The 18,142-nt window shown below is 68.8% G+C and carries 18 protein-coding genes and 2 tRNA genes; 13 read left to right on the forward strand and 7 right to left on the reverse strand.

The window, feature by feature from the left end; all coding sequences use genetic code 11:
• Positions 1–51 precede the first annotated feature (51 nt).
• The 3 genes from RIE08_14550 to RIE08_14560 all read left to right on the forward strand — a co-directional run bounded on the left by RIE08_14550 (position 52) and on the right by RIE08_14560 (position 1,022).
• Positions 52–123 (forward strand) — tRNA-Gln (locus RIE08_14550).
• A gap of 54 nt (positions 124–177) precedes the next feature.
• Positions 178–250, forward strand: a tRNA-Glu gene (locus tag RIE08_14555).
• Between the two features lie 139 nt (positions 251–389).
• Positions 390–1,022 (forward strand): HupE/UreJ family protein, encoded by a 633-nt coding sequence (locus RIE08_14560; GenBank protein MEQ8718829.1) that lies wholly within the window; start codon positions 390–392, stop codon positions 1,020–1,022.
• On the opposite strand, the gene RIE08_14565 is transcribed toward RIE08_14560, so the two are convergent.
• On the reverse strand, positions 919–2,049 hold the full coding sequence (locus tag RIE08_14565; GenBank protein ID MEQ8718830.1) for a pilus assembly protein TadG-related protein: 1,131 nt from the start codon (positions 2,047–2,049) through the stop codon (positions 919–921). The genes RIE08_14560 and RIE08_14565 overlap by 104 nt on opposite strands.
• Positions 2,050–2,186: 137 nt before the next feature.
• Between RIE08_14565 and RIE08_14570 the strand changes: the two genes are divergently transcribed.
• The 3 genes from RIE08_14570 to RIE08_14580 all read left to right on the forward strand — a co-directional run bounded on the left by RIE08_14570 (position 2,187) and on the right by RIE08_14580 (position 6,007).
• Positions 2,187–2,900 carry a hypothetical protein gene (locus RIE08_14570; protein MEQ8718831.1) on the forward strand — a complete coding sequence of 238 codons (714 nt, stop codon included), beginning with the start codon at positions 2,187–2,189 and terminating at the stop codon, positions 2,898–2,900.
• Between the two features lie 375 nt (positions 2,901–3,275).
• Positions 3,276–5,021: an EAL domain-containing protein gene (locus RIE08_14575; GenBank protein ID MEQ8718832.1), complete on the forward strand. Its 1,746-nt coding sequence runs from the start codon at positions 3,276–3,278 to the stop codon at positions 5,019–5,021.
• A gap of 56 nt (positions 5,022–5,077) precedes the next feature.
• A complete protein-coding gene (locus RIE08_14580) occupies positions 5,078–6,007 on the forward strand; it encodes an SDR family oxidoreductase (protein MEQ8718833.1) in 930 nt (309 codons plus the stop codon).
• A 16-nt stretch (positions 6,008–6,023) separates the two neighbouring features.
• On the opposite strand, the gene RIE08_14585 is transcribed toward RIE08_14580, so the two are convergent.
• The 3 genes from RIE08_14585 to RIE08_14595 form a co-directional block, all read right to left on the reverse strand.
• Complete coding sequence (locus RIE08_14585; protein ID MEQ8718834.1) at positions 6,024–6,800, reverse strand: SDR family NAD(P)-dependent oxidoreductase; 777 nt, start codon at positions 6,798–6,800, stop codon at positions 6,024–6,026.
• Positions 6,801–6,889: 89 nt separating this feature from the next.
• Positions 6,890–7,546 carry a class I SAM-dependent methyltransferase gene (locus tag RIE08_14590; GenBank protein MEQ8718835.1) on the reverse strand — a complete coding sequence of 219 codons (657 nt, stop codon included), beginning with the start codon at positions 7,544–7,546 and terminating at the stop codon, positions 6,890–6,892.
• A gap of 25 nt (positions 7,547–7,571) precedes the next feature.
• On the reverse strand, positions 7,572–8,420 hold the full coding sequence (locus RIE08_14595; protein MEQ8718836.1) for a Stf0 family sulfotransferase: 849 nt from the start codon (positions 8,418–8,420) through the stop codon (positions 7,572–7,574).
• Here RIE08_14595 and RIE08_14600 point away from each other — a divergent pair.
• Positions 8,419–9,900, forward strand: coding sequence for a YdiU family protein (locus tag RIE08_14600; protein ID MEQ8718837.1), 1,482 nt, complete (start codon positions 8,419–8,421; stop codon positions 9,898–9,900). The two genes, RIE08_14595 and RIE08_14600, sit on opposite strands and share 2 nt — an antisense overlap.
• A gap of 33 nt (positions 9,901–9,933) precedes the next feature.
• Here the strand turns inward: RIE08_14600 and RIE08_14605 are convergent, their stop codons facing one another.
• Genes RIE08_14605 through RIE08_14615 form a run of 3 tightly spaced genes read right to left on the reverse strand, consistent with a single transcriptional unit; the run spans position 9,934 to position 12,349 of the window.
• Positions 9,934–10,971 (reverse strand): nucleotidyltransferase family protein, encoded by a 1,038-nt coding sequence (locus RIE08_14605; protein MEQ8718838.1) that lies wholly within the window; start codon positions 10,969–10,971, stop codon positions 9,934–9,936.
• Positions 10,968–11,660 (reverse strand): glycosyltransferase family A protein, encoded by a 693-nt coding sequence (locus tag RIE08_14610; protein MEQ8718839.1) that lies wholly within the window; start codon positions 11,658–11,660, stop codon positions 10,968–10,970. Before RIE08_14610 ends, RIE08_14605 begins: the two co-directional genes overlap by 4 nt.
• The gene (locus RIE08_14615) at positions 11,657–12,349 is read right to left on the reverse strand and encodes a glycosyltransferase family A protein (protein MEQ8718840.1); all 693 of its coding nucleotides are present in this window, start codon (positions 12,347–12,349) and stop codon (positions 11,657–11,659) included. Before RIE08_14615 ends, RIE08_14610 begins: the two co-directional genes overlap by 4 nt.
• Before the next feature lie 77 nt (positions 12,350–12,426).
• Between RIE08_14615 and RIE08_14620 the strand changes: the two genes are divergently transcribed.
• The 6 genes from RIE08_14620 to RIE08_14645 form a co-directional block, all read left to right on the forward strand.
• A complete protein-coding gene (locus RIE08_14620; GenBank protein ID MEQ8718841.1) occupies positions 12,427–13,542 on the forward strand; it encodes a glycosyltransferase family 4 protein in 1,116 nt (371 codons plus the stop codon).
• Positions 13,539–13,985 carry a PqqD family protein gene (locus RIE08_14625; GenBank protein MEQ8718842.1) on the forward strand — a complete coding sequence of 149 codons (447 nt, stop codon included), beginning with the start codon at positions 13,539–13,541 and terminating at the stop codon, positions 13,983–13,985. The genes RIE08_14620 and RIE08_14625 overlap by 4 nt, the downstream gene beginning before the upstream one ends.
• Before the next feature lie 27 nt (positions 13,986–14,012).
• Complete coding sequence (locus RIE08_14630; GenBank protein MEQ8718843.1) at positions 14,013–15,065, forward strand: hypothetical protein; 1,053 nt, start codon at positions 14,013–14,015, stop codon at positions 15,063–15,065.
• 36 nt (positions 15,066–15,101) lie between these two features.
• Positions 15,102–15,854, forward strand: a complete 753-nt coding sequence (locus tag RIE08_14635; protein ID MEQ8718844.1) for a putative nucleotide-diphospho-sugar transferase — start codon at positions 15,102–15,104, stop codon at positions 15,852–15,854.
• A 57-nt stretch (positions 15,855–15,911) separates the two neighbouring features.
• Entirely contained in the window at positions 15,912–16,517 is a 606-nt protein-coding gene (locus tag RIE08_14640) for a class I SAM-dependent methyltransferase (protein ID MEQ8718845.1), read from the forward strand.
• A 159-nt stretch (positions 16,518–16,676) separates the two neighbouring features.
• Positions 16,677–18,142, forward strand: a 1,466-nt coding sequence (locus RIE08_14645) for an isocitrate lyase/phosphoenolpyruvate mutase family protein (protein ID MEQ8718846.1), incomplete at its 3' end; no start/stop codon positions are given.

Below are 18,142 nucleotides of genomic sequence, written 5' to 3' on the forward strand. Positions count from 1 at the left end.
GGCGAACCGGGTAGAGGCTTGCGGTGCGCGCCGCTAGCATGACCGAGCCCTTCGGGGGTGGTGTAATTGGCAACACACCGGGTTCTGGTCCCGTTATTGGGGGTTCGAGTCCTCCCCCCCGAGCAAAAAACGCCGGTAGTTCCTCCGGCCAGAGTCGCGGACCTCCGGGTCCGTCGGGCCCCGTTCGTCTAGCGGCCTAGGACGCCACCCTCTCAAGGTGGTAGCACGGGTTCAAATCCCGTACGGGGTACATCGCGAGATGCCCGGGTCGGTTCGCCGGTCCGGGCATCTGTCATGTCCGGGCGGTCCCGTGTTCCCGGCTACGGTCCTCTCGGCGGGTCGGGTGACCTGTACAGACGACGATGGCGCACGCGCCGGGAGGACGAATCATGGTCTTCGCACACACCGGAGGAGAACTCGGCGGGATCCTGGACGGACTCCTGCATCCGATCACCGGGTACGACCACCTCGTGGTCATGGTCGCCGTCGGCGTCGCGACGGTCTTCGCCTACCGCAACGACCGACGCCGGGCGCTCGCAGTCCCGGCGGCTTTCGCCGGTGCGCTGCTCGCCGGTGCTGCGCTGGGTGTGGCCGGGTTGGGGGGAGACTGGGTAGAGACCGCGATTCTGGCCACCGTGGTCTGCACACCACTGCTGGTTGCCGCCGGTGGTGGACAGGTCGTGGCGCTCGCCGGGTTCGCCGGCCTCGCCGGCGCGTTCCACGGCATGGCGCACGGCCTCGAGGCTCCGGTCTCGGCGGAGTCCGGTTTCCTCGTCGGCATGGTGGTCGCCACGCTGGCGCTGCACGCGGTCGGCTTCTTCGTCGCCGCACGGATCGCATCGCACCGCCACGGTCGCAGCGTGCTGGTGGCCGGTACGGCTCTCGCCGGCATCGCGGTCCTCGCCGCCGGCGGACCGGTCAGCCGAGAGCGGTCAGTGCGATGCCGCCGAGGACCACGGCTCCGGTGTCGACGTCGGGGTCCGGGTCGACACCCACTCCGTCGGCGAGCGTGGAGCCGATGAACTCGAGCTGGAAGTAGTCGGGGTCGAAGACCTTCTTCTTGCACGTGTCCCAGTTCGGGTCCTGGAACCCGGAGTCCATGTTTGCCTTGTTCCAGCCGTTGCAGTAGCCGGAAAGGCGGACCTGGGCGATGCCGACGACGTGCCAGATCACGTTGGCCCCGTTGCCCCCTTCGTTCACGTCGAAGATCGGCAGGGTGAAGATCTCCTGCGAGGAGATGAGGCTGTCCATCTCGCTACGCCAACTGCTCATGCGGAAACCCGTCGTCCCCTCGTAGCAGCCGTCCGATGCGGGGTTCTCCTGGACGGTCTGGCCGTTGCACCCCGAGCCGTCGAGGTCGACGCCCACGTAGCCGTCGTAGCCGTTCTGGATCCAGTTCGTCACGTCACTGTTGGAGTTGGAGCCGCCGTCGAAGTCGAAGGTCCCCCAGTTGCCTGCGGACGGTCCGCAGTTGTTGTCGCCGCCGCTCTGGGGTTGCATCGGGATTCCGATGTCGATCGAACCCACCCTGGGGTTCCAGCTGCTGAACCGGCCCGTGTTCTGCAGCGTCGTCAGGCACAGGCCGAAGGGCCGCATCCCACTGCCGACACCGGCCGGCGCCCCACCGGCCTGGAGGGTGGCCTCACTCAGCGAACTGACGGTTCCGTCGTCGATGCCGAGAACCGGGGCGAAGGCGTACTCGATCGGGGCCGTTGCCTCGATACGGACCGTGAAGTTGTCCTCATCGACGACGCAGGTGCCCACGGCCTCGGGATAGTTGGCGATCAGGTAGTTCTGGCATTCGGCCTGGGCCTGCGCCGCGCTGCCACCGTCGAGGAGTTCTACGGCGCCGGCGAGCACCGCCGCGTCGGTTGCGGTGTTCAGCCGCCGGTCCCCCGACCAGGCGTTTCCGAGGTCCACGGCCAGAGCGGCCATGCCCAGGAGGGCGACCATGCTGACCGAGATGATGATGAGAACGGCCCCGCGATCGTGCTCATCATCGGCGAACCATTGTGCCAGCGGGCGGCTCCGCCGCCGAAGGAATGTCATCGGATTCACCTGTGTGCCTCGATGGCTGCTCTACCTCTGCCAGGTACATCATCGGCGGAGTGGCCTTGCACTTGAATCATCAGGACTGAGGAATTCGCCATACTTCGCTCAGGTCCACCTGAAATCCTGATCAGGGTGTGGCGGTGGGGCTTGGTGTGGGTGTGGCGGTGGGGCTTGGTGTGGGTGTGGGGCTTGGGCTCGGTGTGGTGGTGGGTGTGGGTGTGGGTGTGGGGCTTGGTGTTGGTGTGGGGCTTGGGCTCGGTGTGGTGGTGGGTGTTGGTGTGGGGCTTGGGCTCGGTGTGGTGGTGGGTGTGGGTGTGGGGCTTGGGCTGGGTGTGGGTGTGGGTGTGGGGCTTGGGCTAGGTGTGGTGGTGGGTGTGGGGCTCGGGCTCGGTGTGGTGGTGGGTGTGGGGCTCGGGCTCGGTGTGGGTGTGGGTGTGGGGCTGGTCGTGGGTCTCGGCGTGGAGGTGGCGGCCGGACTCGGTGTGGGCGTGGCTGCGGGACTCGGTATGGACGGCGGGGTGCCGGTGGGGGTCGATGGTGCGGGTGCCGATGGCCCCGTCGGGGCCTGGGTCGGGCGGGCCGGTTCCCCGGTCGTCGAAGGTGTCGCCGGCGGCGTCTCGGTAGGAGTCGTCGTCGGGTCAGCGGTGGGTGTCCCGGTCCCAGTCTCGGTTGGAGTCGTCGTCGGGTCAGCCGTCGTCGTCGGGTCTCCGGTTGTTGTGGCGGTCGGCGTCGCCGATGCAGCCCCACCGATAGGCGTTGCCGTTGCGCCAGGGCTGCGCTGCACCGTCACGCCGGCCACGTCGGTCGGTGTCGGGTCGGATCCGTCGCTCGTGGCGACCACGACGTAGGCGCCGACGCACAGAGCGACGACGACGCCGGCGCCCAGGGCGCGGATGGACCTGAACCGGTCGAAGAACGAATGGTTCCCGGCCCGGTCCTCCGGATCGGTCGATGTCGTGGCGGGGGCGGCAGCGGGGAGCGTGTCCAGCCACAGCTCGCTGTCGTCAGTGCCGGTCTCGGCCGCCGACGGGGGTTCGGGCGGCGAGACCCACGCGAGGTCGTCGTGGTGGCTGTCGCCGCCCTGGTCGTCGCGAGTCATAGTCGCCAAAGACGGTACCGGTCGGGATCGCAGCGGTCCGCGCGGTAGGCGCTGCTCAGCTCCGGGCCCATTGTGCCGATAGTGGTGAAATGGCGGCAGCAGGTTGCGAGAGACGGAGGCACCGGTGACCTCGGCCGGTTCCGAGCAGGCGTGGTCAGCTCACACGTCGCCGGGGAGTCCACCCGCAGGTGGCATCGTCGCGCCGGAACTCGACGGTGAACTGCTCGCCCGTCTCCTGGAGAGCTCGCCCGACGGCATCATGGCTCTCGAGGCCGTCCGCGAGGCGGGCGAGATCGTCGACTTCGTCTGGCTGGTCGTCAACCCCGCCGCGGAGCGGATAGTCGGCCGTCGAATGGCGGACCTGGTTGGTCGGCGACTCCTCGTCGAGATGCCGGGAAATCGCACTTCCGGTCTCTTCGACCGCTACGTGGCGGTCACCGAGACCGGGCGCCCCCACGAGATGGAGCACCACTACGACCACGAGGGTCTCGACAACTGGTTCCACACCGTCGCGGTCCGCTTCGGTGACGGGTTCGCCGTCACTTTCCGCGACATCACCGCACACAAGAAGGCGGCCGCCGATCTCGCCCACATGGCGACACACGACGAACTCACAGGTCTCGCCAACCGGGCTCTCTTCGAGAAACGGGTGGCGCGGGCGCTGAAGCGGAACTCCCCCCGTCGACAGCTCGCGGTGATGTTCTGTGACCTCGACCGCTTCAAGATCCTCAACGACAGCCTTGGCCACTCGCACGGCGACGAGACCCTGGGCGTGGTGGCGCGGCGCCTGTCCGAGGCGGTGCGACCCGGCGACCTGGTGGCACGTTTCGGTGGTGATGAGTTCGTGATCCTCTGCGAGGACCTGACCGGAGCGGAGGAGGCAGCGGCCATCGCCCGTCGCATCCTCGAGCGTCTACGTGAGCCCCTCGAGGATTCGCCGAACCGGATCTCCGCAAGTATCGGGATCGCCCTCGACGACGGCGCCGGCACACCCGAGGTCCTCCTCCGCGACGCCGACACCGCCATGTACCGCACCAAGGACCGGGGTGGTGACGGCTTCGACCTGTTCGACGACACCCTCCGGGCAGCGGCGGTGGCTCGGCTCCAGACGGAGGTCGAGTTGCGCAGCGCCATCTCGCGCGATGAGCTACGTGTCCTCTACCAGCCGATCGTCCACCTCGCGAGCGGCAGGTTCATCGGAGCCGAGGGCCTGCTGCGATGGAACCACCCGGCACGGGGGCGGTTGACCGCCTCGCAGTTCATCGCCGTGGCCGAGGACTCGGACCTGATCGTCGACATCGGCTGTCGCGTCATCGACGACGCATGCCGGGTCCTGCGACGCTGGGCCGACCGGGGACACACCGAGGTGGGAATGGCGGTCAACATCGCCGCCAGACAGATCATCCGAGACGACCTCGTCGAAACCGTGGAGCAGGCGCTGGAGCGCCACGGCGCGCCAGCGGGCGGTCTCTGCCTGGAGTTGACCGAGACGACGCTGATGAGTGATCCGGCGACGGTGAGGCGCGTCCTGAAGCGCATCTCCGATCTCGGTGTGGCCTTGGCGCTCGACGACTTCGGGACGGGGTTCTCCTCGCTGAGCCATGCCAGGGACTTTCCCGTCGACTTCTTGAAGCTCGACCGCTCCTTCATCGCGGGACTCGGCTGGGACCGGTCGGCGACCGCCATCGTCCGGTCGGTCATCGACCTGGCCCACGCCATCGAACGTCCGGTCATCGCCGAGGGCGTCGAGAACGAGCGGCAGCTCGAGCTGCTCCTCGAGATGGGGGCGGAGTACGCTCAGGGCTTCTACTTCGCCAAGCCGTGCGAGCCGCATCAGCTTCTCGCGATGCTCGGTCGGCAGGCGAGCTGACGGACGCTGTCAGACGCCGTTGGACGACGTGACGAAGGAGGCTTCCGTTGGCACGTGTGGCCGTGACAGGGGGAGCGGGCTTCCTCGGTTCACACCTGTGCGATGTGCTCGTCGGGCGAGGAGACGAGGTCGTGTGTGTCGACGACCTCTGCACCGGGCGTCTGTCGAACGTGGAACATCTGCGCTCGGAGCGTTCCTTCGCGTTCCTCCGCCACGACGTGACGGAGCCCTTCGACATCGCCGGCGATGTCGACGCGATTCTGCACCTGGCGAGCCCCGCGTCACCGCGCGACTACCTCGAGATGCCGATCGAGACACTGCTGGTGGGCAGCGCCGGGACCCGCAACGCCCTGGAACTCGCGTCGGCCAAGGGGGCCCGTCTCGTTCTCGCGTCGACGAGTGAGGTCTACGGTGATCCGCTCGAGCATCCCCAGGCCGAGGACTACTGGGGCAACGTCAATCCTGTGGGGCCGCGGGGGGTCTACGACGAGGCGAAGCGCTTCGGCGAGGCGCTGACGATGGCGTACCACCGCCACCGTGGGCTGGACACCGGTATCGCCCGGATCTTCAACACCTTCGGCCCGAGGATGCGCCCTGACGACGGGAGGGCGATCTCGAACTTCATCGTCCAGGCTCTGCGCGGCGAGCCGCTCACGGTGTACGGAACAGGTGAGCAGACCCGCAGCTTCTGCTACGTGGACGACCAGATCCGTGGTCTGGTCGCGTTGTTGGATTCCGACGAGCACGATCCGATCAACATCGGCAACCCGACGGAGCTCTCAGTGCTGGAGATCGCGACGCTGGTGATCGACGTCTGTGGGTCGTCGTCGCCCGTCGTTCACATGCCGCTCCCCGTCGATGACCCTGTCGTGAGGCGCCCGGTCATCGAGCGCGCCCAGACGCTGCTGGGGTGGTCACCGCTCATACCGGTGGCGGACGGTCTCGCTCTCACCGTCGAGTGGCTGCGTCAGCGAATCGACCCGTAGACCGCTGATCATTCGGCTACTGGGCCGTGATGCCGCCGTCGATCACATGGATCTGTCCGGTGGTCCACGCGGACTCGTCACTCGCGAGGTAGGTCGCGAGCGCGGCCACCTCGTCGACCGTTCCGGTGCGTCGTAGCGGGTAGAGCTCCGCCACACGGCGCATGCCCTCTTCGACACCCATCCCGGCGGTCATCCCTCCGCCGCCCTCGTAGGACTTCACCACGAGGGGGGTCGGCACCTGGCCCGGGGCGATCCCGTTGAAGCGGACGTTGCTGGGTCCGTACTCGACCGCGGCCTGGCGGGTCATGGCGATGCAGCCGCCCTTTGCGGCGGCGTACGGGAAGATGCCGGGAACACCCAGGATCCCGCCGATGCTGGCCTGGATGATGATCGAGCCGGAGCCCTGCTCGACCATGTGGGGCAGGGCGAACTTGAACGACAGCCACTTGCTCGTGAGATTGACGCCGATGACCCGGTCCCACTGGTCCATCGGTGTGTCGGCCGCGGTGCCAGACCCCGCGATGCCGGCGCAGGCGTAGACGACGTCGACGCCACCGAGCGCATCGATCGCCGCAGCGGTCATGGCCTCGGCCGCGGCGGGATCCGAGAGGTCTGCGACGTGGGCGACCGTTCCGTCCCCGATCGTCTCGGCGGTGGCCCGGACCCCGTCGGCATCGAGGTCCACGCAGAAGACGCGTGCACCTTCGGCCGCGAACATCTTGGCGCTGGCCTCGCCGATCCCGGACGCCGCGCCCGTCACGATCGCCCTCTTGCCACTCAGTCGGTCGGTCACTGTCGATGTCCCCCTGCTCTGGTGGATCGGCACTCGCCGATCCCGGTCCCCTTCGGTGACCGCCACCGAAGTGTGCCCGACCGGGCGACTCAGCGCCCAGTGTCGGGTTGTCGCCGGGCCAGCACCCACGTGAACGGCTGGATCGCGCCGGTCGGCGTGACGTGTTCCTCGCGCCGGGTGGTGACGGTCTCGAACCCCGACCCGAGCTCCGTCGTGAGTTCGGCCGGCGAGTACCGGCACACGGGCAGTCCCGAGCAGGTGAGCGGGCCGTCGGCGGCGAAGGTCGCCATCACGACATGTCCGTCGGGTGCCAGAGACTCGCGCAGGATCTCGACGTAGCGAACGCGCTGATCCTTTTCGACGAGGAAGTGGAAGACCGCCCTGTCATGCCAGAGCGAGTAGTGGCGCGTCGGCGACCAGTCGAACAGGTCCGTGGCGATCGACTCCACCGTGTCCGCCGCCGGGCCGAGGCGCCGACGGGTGGCAGCGAGCGCGGACTCGGAGACGTCGAGCACGGTGACGTCGCCGAAGCCGGCGTCGAGCAGGTCGTCGACGAGCACGGAGGCGCCACCACCGACGTCGATGACGGCAGCGTCGGTGTCGGTCCCCGCCGTGGCAATGAGCTCCAGGGACGTCGCCGCCCGGGGTTGGAACCACGTGAGCTCGTCGGTGGCGCGGCGGTCGTGAACGTCGTCCCAGTGCCGTGGACGGTCGGCGGACTCACCCGGTGCGGTTTCGATGGACACAGCTTCGCAGGAGCGCCCGGTGACGTCACCGTCCCGCGTTGTACCGCTGCACCCACTCTTCGGTCAGGTCGTCCGCCAGCTTCTGCAGCGGTGGGTCGGGCCATGCGCGGGGCCGGTCGATCTCCGCATGGTCGAAAACCGACGCGAGGGCGCCTTCGTAGTCGGCCGTCACGTCCTCGTACCAGAGGTCGAGCGGCTGGAACCGGCGGTCATCGAGGAATGCGGTCCACTCGGCGCGGTCTGAGCGGATCAGCCCCAGCTGGCGGTCGATCAACGCACGGTCGTACACCGCGTCGCGTTCGTCGACGTCCTGGGTCGAGTGGTAGCGCCGGCTCTGGGTGGCCCTGGCCCACGACACGGCCTGCCGGATGGTGTCGTGGCGTCGCAGCCGCACCCAGACGATCCGTCCCGGGAACAGTTCGTGGTCGTAGCCGCGGTCCAGGATCTCCGCGAAGTGCCGTGCCATCAGCTTCATCGAGAAGACACCGTTGGGGGTCGCACGGTTCATGGCGAGCCGCGCGATGAACGGCGGGAACGACCGGCGCCGGTAGCGCAGGTACAGGTCGATCCCGCCGCTGCGGGCCCGGCGTAGACGACCGAGTCGGCCCCGCAGGCTCGGCTCAGGGACACCCCACCGTTCGGCGAAGGCGTTCATCCGTCCCGGGAGCAGGTACTCGTAGGGAAGCCCGGCCCGACCCGTGCGCCACATCGCCCACGACACGAGGGTGCTGCCCGTGCGGTTCTCGGTGGCCATGAGGATCGACGTGTCCACGGTGATCGGCTCGGGCGCGTCGTAGGACGCGTCCTCAGCCAGCCGTCCGGCCCCGGGCGGCTCGTACCGGGCCCCGTCCCCGGTCCCGTACCCTCGGGACATGGCTGTCACCGCCCCTCCACTCTTCGACTTCGACGACACCTTCGTGCGTGACCTCGAGGGATTGTACGAACCATGGAAGCCCTCGGCGGTCCCCGAGCCGGAGCTGGTGGTGCTCAACGAGGACCTGGCCGTCGAGCTCGGTGTGGACCCGCAGCGGCTGGCGGCACCGGAGGGCCTTGCGGTCCTGGCCGGCAATGCCGTGCCGGAGGGAGCGAGGCCCGTCGCGCAGGCCTACGCGGGTCACCAGTTCGGGAACTACTCGCCGCGTCTCGGCGATGGCCGGGCCCTTCTGCTCGGTGAGGTGATCGACGTGCACGGTCGACGCCGTGACCTGCACATGAAGGGCTCTGGTCGCACCCCCTTCGCCCGGGGCGGCGACGGCAGGGCGGCGCTCGGACCGATGCTGCGCGAGTACGTCATCGGTGAGGCGATGTACGCGCTGGGCATCCCCACGACGCGGGGGCTGTCGGTGATCGCAACCGGCGAGAAGGTGCGCCGTGAGACGGCGCTGCCGGGAGCCGTGCTCACGCGGGCGGCCGCCAGCCACCTCCGGGTCGGCACGTTCCAGTACGCGGCGGCGACCGGGGACGGGGACCTGCTGCGCAGGCTCGCCGATCACGCCATCGACCGACATCAACCCGACGTCGTCGGGGCGCCCGAGCCCTACCTCGCCCTCCTCGACGGTGTGGCGGAGGCGCAGGCCGCTCTCGTCGCCCGGTGGATGCTCGTCGGCTTCATCCACGGTGTGATGAACACCGACAACACGACCATCTCCGGCGAGACCATCGACTACGGGCCGTGTGCCTTCATGGATGCATACGACCCGGCGACCGTGTTCAGTTCCATCGACCACGCCGGTCGCTACGCCTACGGGAACCAGCCCCACATCGCGCAGTGGAACCTCGCACGTCTCGCCGAGGCGCTCCTCCCTCTCATCGACGACGACACCGATGTGGCCGTCGAGAAGGCGACAGAGGTGCTCGGGGCCTATTCGGACCGCTACCTCGCCCACTGGGGTGAGGGGATGAGGGCCAAGCTGGGGATGGACGGGTCGGTCGACGGCGACGACGCTCTGATCGCGGACGGTCTGACCCTCCTTTCTGAGAACGCCGTCGACTTCACGTCGTTCTTCCGGGCGCTCGCCGCTTCGCTACGCGGCGACGAGTCCCGCCTCGTCGCGCTCTTCGACGACGTCGCCGCCCTCGACCCGTGGCTGGGCCGGTGGCGGGGCCGCGTCGAGGCCGGGGGAACGGACGCAGCCGCGATTGCGGCCGGCATGGACCGTGTCAACCCGGTCTACATCGCCCGCAACCACCTCGTGGAGGAGGCCCTGGCCGCCGGTAGCACAGGTGATCTCGCTCCGATGGAGCGTCTCCTGGAGGTCCTGGCCGAGCCGTTCGACGAGCGACCCGGCCTCGAGTCCTTCGCCCTCCCTGCACCGCCCGACTTCGGTCCCTACGTCACCTTCTGCGGGACCTGACGCTCGACGTCCGCCGGGTGGGGTGAACGGCTCTCAGCGGGCACGGGTCAGCCGCTCGGCGAGGATCCAGGTCGCCCGTAGCCCTGCGCCGGCCACCGACGGAGCCTGACGGACCATTGCGACCTTGTTCCACCGACCGGTCGCCCGCGATGCGGCTGCGAGCGCTGCGAAGTCCCTACGGCTCTCACTACAGCGGCTCCTCGACAGCGCCGCGGTTACGTCGCCGGGCACGGTGGTGTCGAGATCATCCGCCATCGACGTGAGCAGGGCTGCGATCCGACGAGCCGTCGGATGGGCCCCGGCTGTTCGGGTGAAAGCCCTCCAGTCGAGCGACCGGTGACTCGCGACGAAGTGCGCGTCGAGAACCCACTGCATCGACCGAGCGGTGCCGTAGGTGGCTCCGTGGACGAGCAGCGCGAACAACTCGTCGGACGCCGCCGGCCGCCTCACGAGCCCGCCACCGTGGCCGGTGCTGCGCGACCACATCGCCTCGAGTGCCGCAACGTCGAACGCAGCGTCGTTGGGTCGTTCGGCGACTACTGCTTCGACTCCCGAGGCGTGTCGCAGCGGTCGGGGAGCGGGCCCGAAGCGCGGGTCGATCAGGGCGGGGGTCCATCCCGCCCCTGCGAGCGTTGTGAGCGCCGCGTCGACGGATTCCGCCGGGACGACCAGGCGTGGCCCGCCGGAGTGACGCGCAACGGGATCCGGCCAGTAGCCCTCGGCCAGGAGGAAGCCGTCGAAGGCGATCACGGCAATCGATGCCTGGTCGAACGCAGCGAGCGCCGAGCGGGTGATCCGGGCGAGTGTCTCGTGACGCAGCTGTTCGCGTGCGGCTGCGACGCGGACAGCGTCCAGCGTTGCGGCATCGAGGAGTTCGACGATCTCGGCGGTGCCGGCGGCGAGCGGCAGCAGCGACCTGATGCGGTCGGTCCTGTCGGCGCGGACGCGGTCGAGTAGTGGGCCACGAGCCCTGGTCCAGCTACGCCAGGCGTCACGTCGACGCAGCGGGTCGCCGAGAAGTGCGGTGAGCAGGGGAGTGTCGGCGCCAGCCAGGCGGCCGGGGGGCCTCATCTGTCGATACGGCCCCGGCGTGCATCGGCGCGGATCTTGATCAGGTCGAAGAGGCCGCCGAGGGGGTCCTCGCCGGTGAGGCTGTCGTTGGTGGTGTGGACCCGTCGGTGCATCACGACCTGCTCCAGGGTCTCGACGAGGCACCCCCGCTCGACGGCGGTCGCGAACCAGCCGGTGTCCGACGGCCTGATCGCATCGCCGAACCGGCCGTAGCGCTCGAAGACCTCACGCCGGGCGAGCATCGTCGGGACGATCCACCCCGAGATGGGCTCCGACAGTGGTTGTCCGGCGTACCGCTCGGCTTCCTGGGCCGCCTCCTCGTCCCAGAAGTTGAGGTACTGCCCGACGCAGACGTCCACGTCCGGGTCGCTCTCGAACACCGCCAGCTGTCGGCGGAGCTTGTCGGGCACCCAGAGGTCGTCGGCGTCGCAGAAGGCGATCCAGTCGCCGGTGGCGGCTTCGATCGCCGCGTCCCGGGCCGGGATCAGGCCCGCGTGTTCGGCCTCGACGAGAGTGATCTCGGCGTCGTGGTGGCGCACGACGTCAGCGGTGGCATCGGTCGATCCGTCGTCGACGACCACGATCTCGATCGGGCGGTGGGTCTGGGCCACGATGCTGTCGAGCGTCTCGGTGATGAACCGTGCCGCGTTGTAGGCGGGAATCAGGCACGACACGAGATACGCGTTCATCGATTCCTCCCACCACGAGCCGCACGCATTCTCGCCGCCACGAACTCCAGGTGCTCATCGAGGCTCGATGATTCGCATGACGTGCTCGTGTTCGTCGTGTGTAGCCGCCGTTGGACGAGCACGTCCGTGACGTGGGCCACCTCGCTGTGTTCGCGGGCGCGTAGGAACCACTCGGTCTTGTTCATGTGGCGTAGCGACTCGTCGAACGGGCCGATCTCGTCGAAGGCCGAGCGCCACACCGCCAGAGTCGCCGTGTAGTAACCCGCCGCAGGCTCGAGCAGCCAGGCGTCCACGGAGTCCGGGTCGATGGCGAGCTCCGGTGAGATGAAGTTGACCACGTCGGTGATCGAGTAGCCCGCTGAGGGCATCTCGGCGAGGGCCGCGACCTGCCGTTCGGTCTTCGTGGGGTGCCACAGGTCGTCGGCGTCGCAGAAGGTGAGGAGGTCGCCTCGGGCCACGGTGACCCCGGCGTTCATCGCCGCGGCAGCGCCCATGTTGGCGCGTCGCAGGACCTTCGCAGATGGCACCGCAGCGGCTGCCACCTCGGCCGATGTGTCGGAGGAGCCGTCGTCGACGACGATGATCTCGGCGACGGGGTGGGTCTGGTTCCTGATCGCCGCGAGGGTCTCCGCGAGATAGCGTTCGCCGTTGTACACGGGAACGACGACCGAGACGGATGCGGCGGTCACTGGGGCAGGGTCCTGATACTCACGGTGGGGTTCATCTGCGTTGCGCCGGTCGCGCCCGGCATCCGACGATGAGGGTCATGGTGTGGGCCGCCGCCTACCCGCCGAGTCGTGGCGGCGTCGAGACGATGACCGCAGGTCTCGGCGCGACCCTAGCCGAGCGGGGTCACAGCGTCCGTGTGCTGACCGACTCCGGATCGGCCGATTCCGACGTCCGTGACGGCGCCGTCGGCGTCGACCGGTTGCCGTTGCACCACACGCTGACGAGCCGTGACCCGGAGGCGATCGCAGAGCTGGTCGACCGTGTTGGTCGCATGACCCGGTCCTTCGACCCCGATGTCGTGAATCTTCATGCCATGCATCCTGGTTGGTACTTCTACCTGAAGACGCAGCGCCGGAGCTCGGCGCCGCTGGCGTTCACGTCGCACGGCTGGTCGGGCTATCCGACCGGTCCCGACTCGCTCACCGGGAGGGTTCTGCGCTCGGCGACCCGGATCGTCTGTTGCAGCGATTTCGTCTGCGCCATCGGGCGTCGACTCGTGCCCGATATCGCGGACAGGTTCGTCACCAACCTCAACGGGGTCAGGCCGTCGGGACTCACGGCGGCTCCACCGCCCTTCGATCCTCCGCATCTGGTGTACGCGAGCCGACTCGAGCCGGAGAAGGGGATCATCGACCTGCTCGGGGCGCTGCCGGGTGTCGTCGCAGTGGTGCCCTCTCTGCGAGTGACCGTCGCCGGGCCTGGGAGTCTCGAGGCCGAAGTGCGGCAGATCGTCGCCGCGGAACCGTCGCTCGCAGGGGTGACGGTCACCGGCGCCGTCGACCCGGGCGTGGTTCAGAACCTCATGGCGGCTGCGACGCTCGTCGTCGTCCCCTCGCGTGAGGGTGTGCCTCCCGAGACGTCGGAGCCGTTCGGACTCGTCGCCGCCGAGGCAGCGGCGCTCGGCCGCCCGGTCGTCGCCACCGCGGTGGGTGGCCTTCGCGAGATCGTCGTGCACGGCCATACGGGGCTTCTCGTCGCCCCGGGCGACGGCTCGGCTCTGCGCGATGCGCTCATCGAGATCCTCGGGGATTCCGCGGCCGCGGCCAGGATGGGCGCATCGGGCCGACGCTACGCTGCCGAGCAGTTCGGCTGGGACGACCACGTCGACCGGTACGAGCAGATCTTCGACGAGATGGTGGAGAGAGGCAGATGACATCGCCCGGTGCACACGCGCGGTTTCGACCCCACCAGCGGGTGGTGGCGAAGATCGTCATGGACGAGGCGGTCATCATCAACCTCGAGACCGGTGTCTACTACGGGCTTCCCGGCGCCGGTTCCGTCGTCTGGGCTCTCGTCGCAGCGGGCCACAGTCCCGCCGAGGTCGCCGAGCGTGTCGCCTCCGAGTACGCAGTGCAGTCCACTTCCGTCCGCGGCGACGTGGCGGCACTGGTCGAGTCACTCGTCGACGAGCAGCTCATCGTCGCGTCGGACCGGACCTCGGCCGACGACGTCGACATCGCCGATCTCGTCGCGCAGACGGACTACACGCCGCCCGCGCTCGAGCGCTTCGATGACATGGAGGAACTCCTCGCGCTCGACCCGCCCACTCCGGGCGCCCTCGACGTCCTCATGCAGCGGCCCGACCCCTCGGGATGATGTCCGGACAGCGGGGCCACGGTTCACGTGCCTGGCTCGGCTGACCGTTCAGCGAGCGGTGACCCCACCCGCCGGGACTGGGACCGCCTGGGTCAGGGCTGGTCGCAGGCGGTGCGGACCGGCGCCGTCCGATCGACCCTTCATGTGGGAATCGCCGGTCGTGTCGTCGCGCTGAGCATCGTCGGTGATCGGCTGGCAGCCGAGGTCTCCGAGGCGCTCGGACACCTGCGGGTCCCTCGTGCGACACCGGATCTCACGATCGAGGCGTGGCACGTCGCGGAGACCGGCGTCGACGTGGGCCCGATCGCCGCCGAGATCGACCCGGACCTCCCTCTCGCGTTCGCCATGTCTGCCGACCGAGCGCTCTTCGCGCACCGTCAACACGAGACGGCCGTCGTGTTCGACCGCGGGGCCCGGCTCGCCCGGGCGGCAGTCGGAGAGATCGCCGACGGGTCGCTCTACGAGCGGGGTCGCCCGTTCGAGACGATGCTGACCGTGTGGTTGCGGGACCTCGGGGTGGCGCTCGTCCATGGCGCCGTGGTCTCGTCCGGTGAGCGTGGCGCGCTCATCGTCGGCAAGAGCGGCTCGGGAAAGTCGACGCTCGCTGCGGAGTGCCTGGTTGGAGGTATGAGTCTCGTCAACGACGACAAGGTGGCTGTGGTCGTGGGCCCGCAGTCCGCGCGGGCCCACGGTCTCAACGCGTCACTGCACCTCACGGCGAACTCCCTGGACCGTCTGCCGGGACTCGCCCCCGTTGCCGTCCCACCTCGTATTCGGGCTGACGACAAGTACCGGGTGCCGGTCGGACGGACCCACCCCCTCCAGATGTCTCCCGCGGCCGACCTCGTGGCGATCGTGATCCCCTCCCTGCACGATGGGGACGAGACCACCGTCGACGCCGTGCGTGCACCAGCGGCGATGCGGGCGATGGCTGTGAGCACGGTGATGGCCATTCCGTCGTCGTCGGAGGGGCTCGATGCGCTCGTCGCTCTCGCGGAGTCGGTCCCGGCCTGGTCTGTCCGGATAGGCCGCGACGACCGTGGGCCCGAGGTGGTCGCGGGTCTGCTCCGCCGGGACTGAACCCGCCCGGTCCTCACGAACGTAGAATCGGCCTTCATGCGGCTCATAGCCAGCGTCAGCGCATCCCACGCCCGCCTCGTCGAGGAGTGGTTCCTCCCGACCGTCCCGGCCGGCTTCGAGCCGGTCGTCGTCGACGCGGAGCAACTCTGCGCGTCGGGTGAGTTCCGCTCCGACGGTTGGATGAACCAGGTCGCCCTCAAGTTCGTCGCAATCGAAGAAGCCACCTGGGGTCACGACGGCGAGATCGCGATCTTCAGCGACGTCGACATCCGCTTCTTCGAGGGATTCACGCCGGAGCTCGCCCGCGAGCTGCTCGGCGACCGCGACATCGCGTTCCAACAGGGTTCGCTCAGCGGCACGCTGTGTGCCGGTTTCTACATCTTCCGTGTGGGCGACCGGGCTCGCAGTTTCTTCCAGCGGGTCGAGGCCTATCTGACGCCGGACTACGTCGGTGACGACGAGACTGCGATGAACGAGGAGCTGCGGGTTCCGTTGCTGCGCGGGATGGGGAAGATCGACAGCCTCGGTGAGCGTCCCCGTCGGCTCGCCTTCGATGCCCTGACAGCGTTCCACGCCCGCCGGCCCCGGCCCGCCGACCAGCTCTCGTGGCGCCTGCTGCCGTCCTACATCTGGAACCCGGGTCTCTCCAGGCCGAGGGAGTGGAGACCCGGCGATCCGCTCCGGGTCCCCCGCACGATCCACGTCCACCACGCGAACTACACCGTGGGTGTCGCCAACAAGCTCGCCCAACTCGCCGAGGTGGACCGCATCGTGGCCTCTCGCGCTTGAGGCGGACGTCGGGCGTGCGTCGCCCCGATCTGCGCCACCCGTTCGTATCCTGAGCCGATGGCCGACAAGAGCCGGTGGACGGCACTGATCGAGGAGAACCCCGGGCACTCGACGTGGTACGTCGAGCGTTTCAGGAACATGGCCGCCGAGGGGCACGATCTGCACGGTGAGGCCCGTCTCGTCGACGCCATGGTGGGCCGGGAGAGCCACGTTCTCGACGCGGGCTGCGGGCCGGGACGCGTGGGCGGGAGACTCGCGGAGCTCGGACACGACGTGGTCGGTGTCGACCTGGACCCTGTTCTGATCGAGGCCGCCGTCGAGGACCACCCCGGCGCGACCTGGATCGCCGGCGACCTGTCGGAGGTGGATCTCGCCACTCACGGCATCACCGATGGTTTCGACGTCATCGTGGCGGCGGGAAACGTGATGGCGTTCCTGGGGCCGAGTACACGTGTGCCGGTGCTGTCCAATATGGCCGCGCACCTCCGCTCCGAGGGACGGATCGTGGTCGGTTTCGGGTCCGGGCGGGACTACGACTTCGACGATTTCTTCGCCGATGTCGATGCTGCCGGACTGGTCGTCGACGTCAGGCTCTCCTCGTGGGACCTGCGCCCCTTCGCATCCGACTCCGACTTCCTCGTCGCGATCCTCTCCGCCGCGTAGCTCGACCCGCGTCGGCCGCGGTGACCCCGCAGACGGCCCCGCTCGGTTCGAAAATGGGCGGATCGCCGTGTGGTGTGATAGCGACCAGGGTCGCAGTTGTGCCGCCGGACCCCGGTGGCGCCGCGGCTTTGCACGCTCGTGATTCCGGGAGAGGTCCAGATGTCAGCAGGAAACGACGAGATCACCGAGGTCCGGGAGTGGTTCGACAGCGACCGCTTCGCAGGAACGACCCGCCTGTTCTCGCCCGCTCAGGTCGTCGCACAGCGCGGCACGATCCGTGACGGGTACGACGTCGCACGTGTCGCCGCGGAGGAGTTCTACGTCCTGCTGCGCGATCTTTTCTCCCGGGGGGAGTCGATCACGACGTTCGGGCCCTACTCGCCGGGCCAGGCGGTGGCGATGAAGCGAAAGGGCATCGACGGCATCTACCTCGGTGGCTGGGCCACCTCGGCGAAGGGTTCGGTGCAGGAGGATCCCGGCCCGGACCTCGCCGGGTATCCCCTCAGCCAGGTACCCGACGAGGCAGCGGTGCTGGTCAGGGCACTCATGACCGCCGACAGGAACCAGGCTTTCGCCCGGTCGAAGATGACCCCCGAGGAGTTGGCGTCGACCCCCGAGGTGAACTTCCTGCCGTTCATCATCGCCGATGCCGACACCGGTCATGGCGGCGATCCCCACGTACGGAACCTGATCCGTCGCTTCGTCGAGGTCGGTGTTCCCGGCTACCACATCGAGGACCAGAAGCCCGGCGCCAAGAAGTGCGGTCATCAGGGCGGCAAGGTCCTGGTTGGTTCCGACGAGCAGATCAAGCGCCTGAACGCCGCGCGGTTCCAGCTCGACATCATGGGTGTGCCGGGCATCATCGTCGCCCGCACCGACGCCGAGGCGGCGACACTTCTCGAGAGTGCCGCCGACGAGCGTGACCAGCCGTTCGTACTCGGCGTCACCAACCTCAAGGTCCCCCACTACAAGGTCGGCTACCTCGCCACCCTGCGAGGGCTTCACCTCGCCGGCGTGACCGAGCTGAACGGACACGAGCTCTACTCGATCCCGGGCGCGGAGTACGACGCCGTGGAGCCGTGGATGCAGCGCTCCGGGGTCACCGGTGCAATCGAGGCCGCTGCCGCCCGTTACGCCGCGGGCGACGCCACTGCGGACGAGGCCCTCGATGACGTCGCCGGGGTGTTCTTCGATGCGTGGGAGTCCGACGCGGGTCTCAGCACCTACCGCGAGGCCGCCGCGAACGCACTCGAGTTCGCCGCCCAGGAGGGTCGCGGGCTCGACATGACGAGCGACGAATGGCTCGAGTTCTCGGCCGGCAAGCCATGGTCGGTCGCCAGGCAGAAGATCGCCGAGTTGGGCGTCGAGGTCGTCTGGGACAGCGAGCGGGCGATGACGCCCGAGGGCTACTGCCAGGTGCGTGGCGGTATCGAGTACGCGGTGGCCAAGTCGCTCGCCGCCGCGCCGTTCTGCGACATCTTGTGGATGGAGACCAAGACCGCCGACCTCGAGGACGCACGTGTCTTCGCCGAGGCGATCCACGCCGTCTTCCCCGACATGATGCTCGCCTACAACCTGTCCCCGTCGTTCAACTGGGACACGACGGGCATGACCGACGACGAGAT

The sequence above is a fragment of the Acidimicrobiales bacterium genome (assembly GCA_040219085.1).
GTDB lineage: Bacteria > Actinomycetota > Acidimicrobiia > Acidimicrobiales > JAVJTC01 > JAVJTC01.

What these genes read in the sequence shown, in the direction of transcription:
- RIE08_14610 (MEQ8718839.1), bottom strand. Translation starts at nt 11,660, where the DNA reads ATGAACGCGTATCTCGTGTCGTGCCTGATTCCCGCCTACAACGCGGCA.
- RIE08_14600 (MEQ8718837.1), top strand. Translation starts at nt 8,419, where the DNA reads ATGGCTGTCACCGCCCCTCCACTCTTCGACTTCGACGACACCTTCGTG.
- RIE08_14605 (MEQ8718838.1), bottom strand. Translation starts at nt 10,971, where the DNA reads ATGAGGCCCCCCGGCCGCCTGGCTGGCGCCGACACTCCCCTGCTCACC.
- RIE08_14620 (MEQ8718841.1), top strand. Translation starts at nt 12,427, where the DNA reads ATGGTGTGGGCCGCCGCCTACCCGCCGAGTCGTGGCGGCGTCGAGACG.
- RIE08_14595 (MEQ8718836.1), bottom strand. Translation starts at nt 8,420, where the DNA reads ATGTCCCGAGGGTACGGGACCGGGGACGGGGCCCGGTACGAGCCGCCC.
- RIE08_14565 (MEQ8718830.1), bottom strand. Translation starts at nt 2,049, where the DNA reads ATGACATTCCTTCGGCGGCGGAGCCGCCCGCTGGCACAATGGTTCGCC.
- RIE08_14560 (MEQ8718829.1), top strand. Translation starts at nt 390, where the DNA reads ATGGTCTTCGCACACACCGGAGGAGAACTCGGCGGGATCCTGGACGGA.
- RIE08_14635 (MEQ8718844.1), top strand. Translation starts at nt 15,102, where the DNA reads ATGCGGCTCATAGCCAGCGTCAGCGCATCCCACGCCCGCCTCGTCGAG.
- RIE08_14625 (MEQ8718842.1), top strand. Translation starts at nt 13,539, where the DNA reads ATGACATCGCCCGGTGCACACGCGCGGTTTCGACCCCACCAGCGGGTG.
- RIE08_14640 (MEQ8718845.1), top strand. Translation starts at nt 15,912, where the DNA reads ATGGCCGACAAGAGCCGGTGGACGGCACTGATCGAGGAGAACCCCGGG.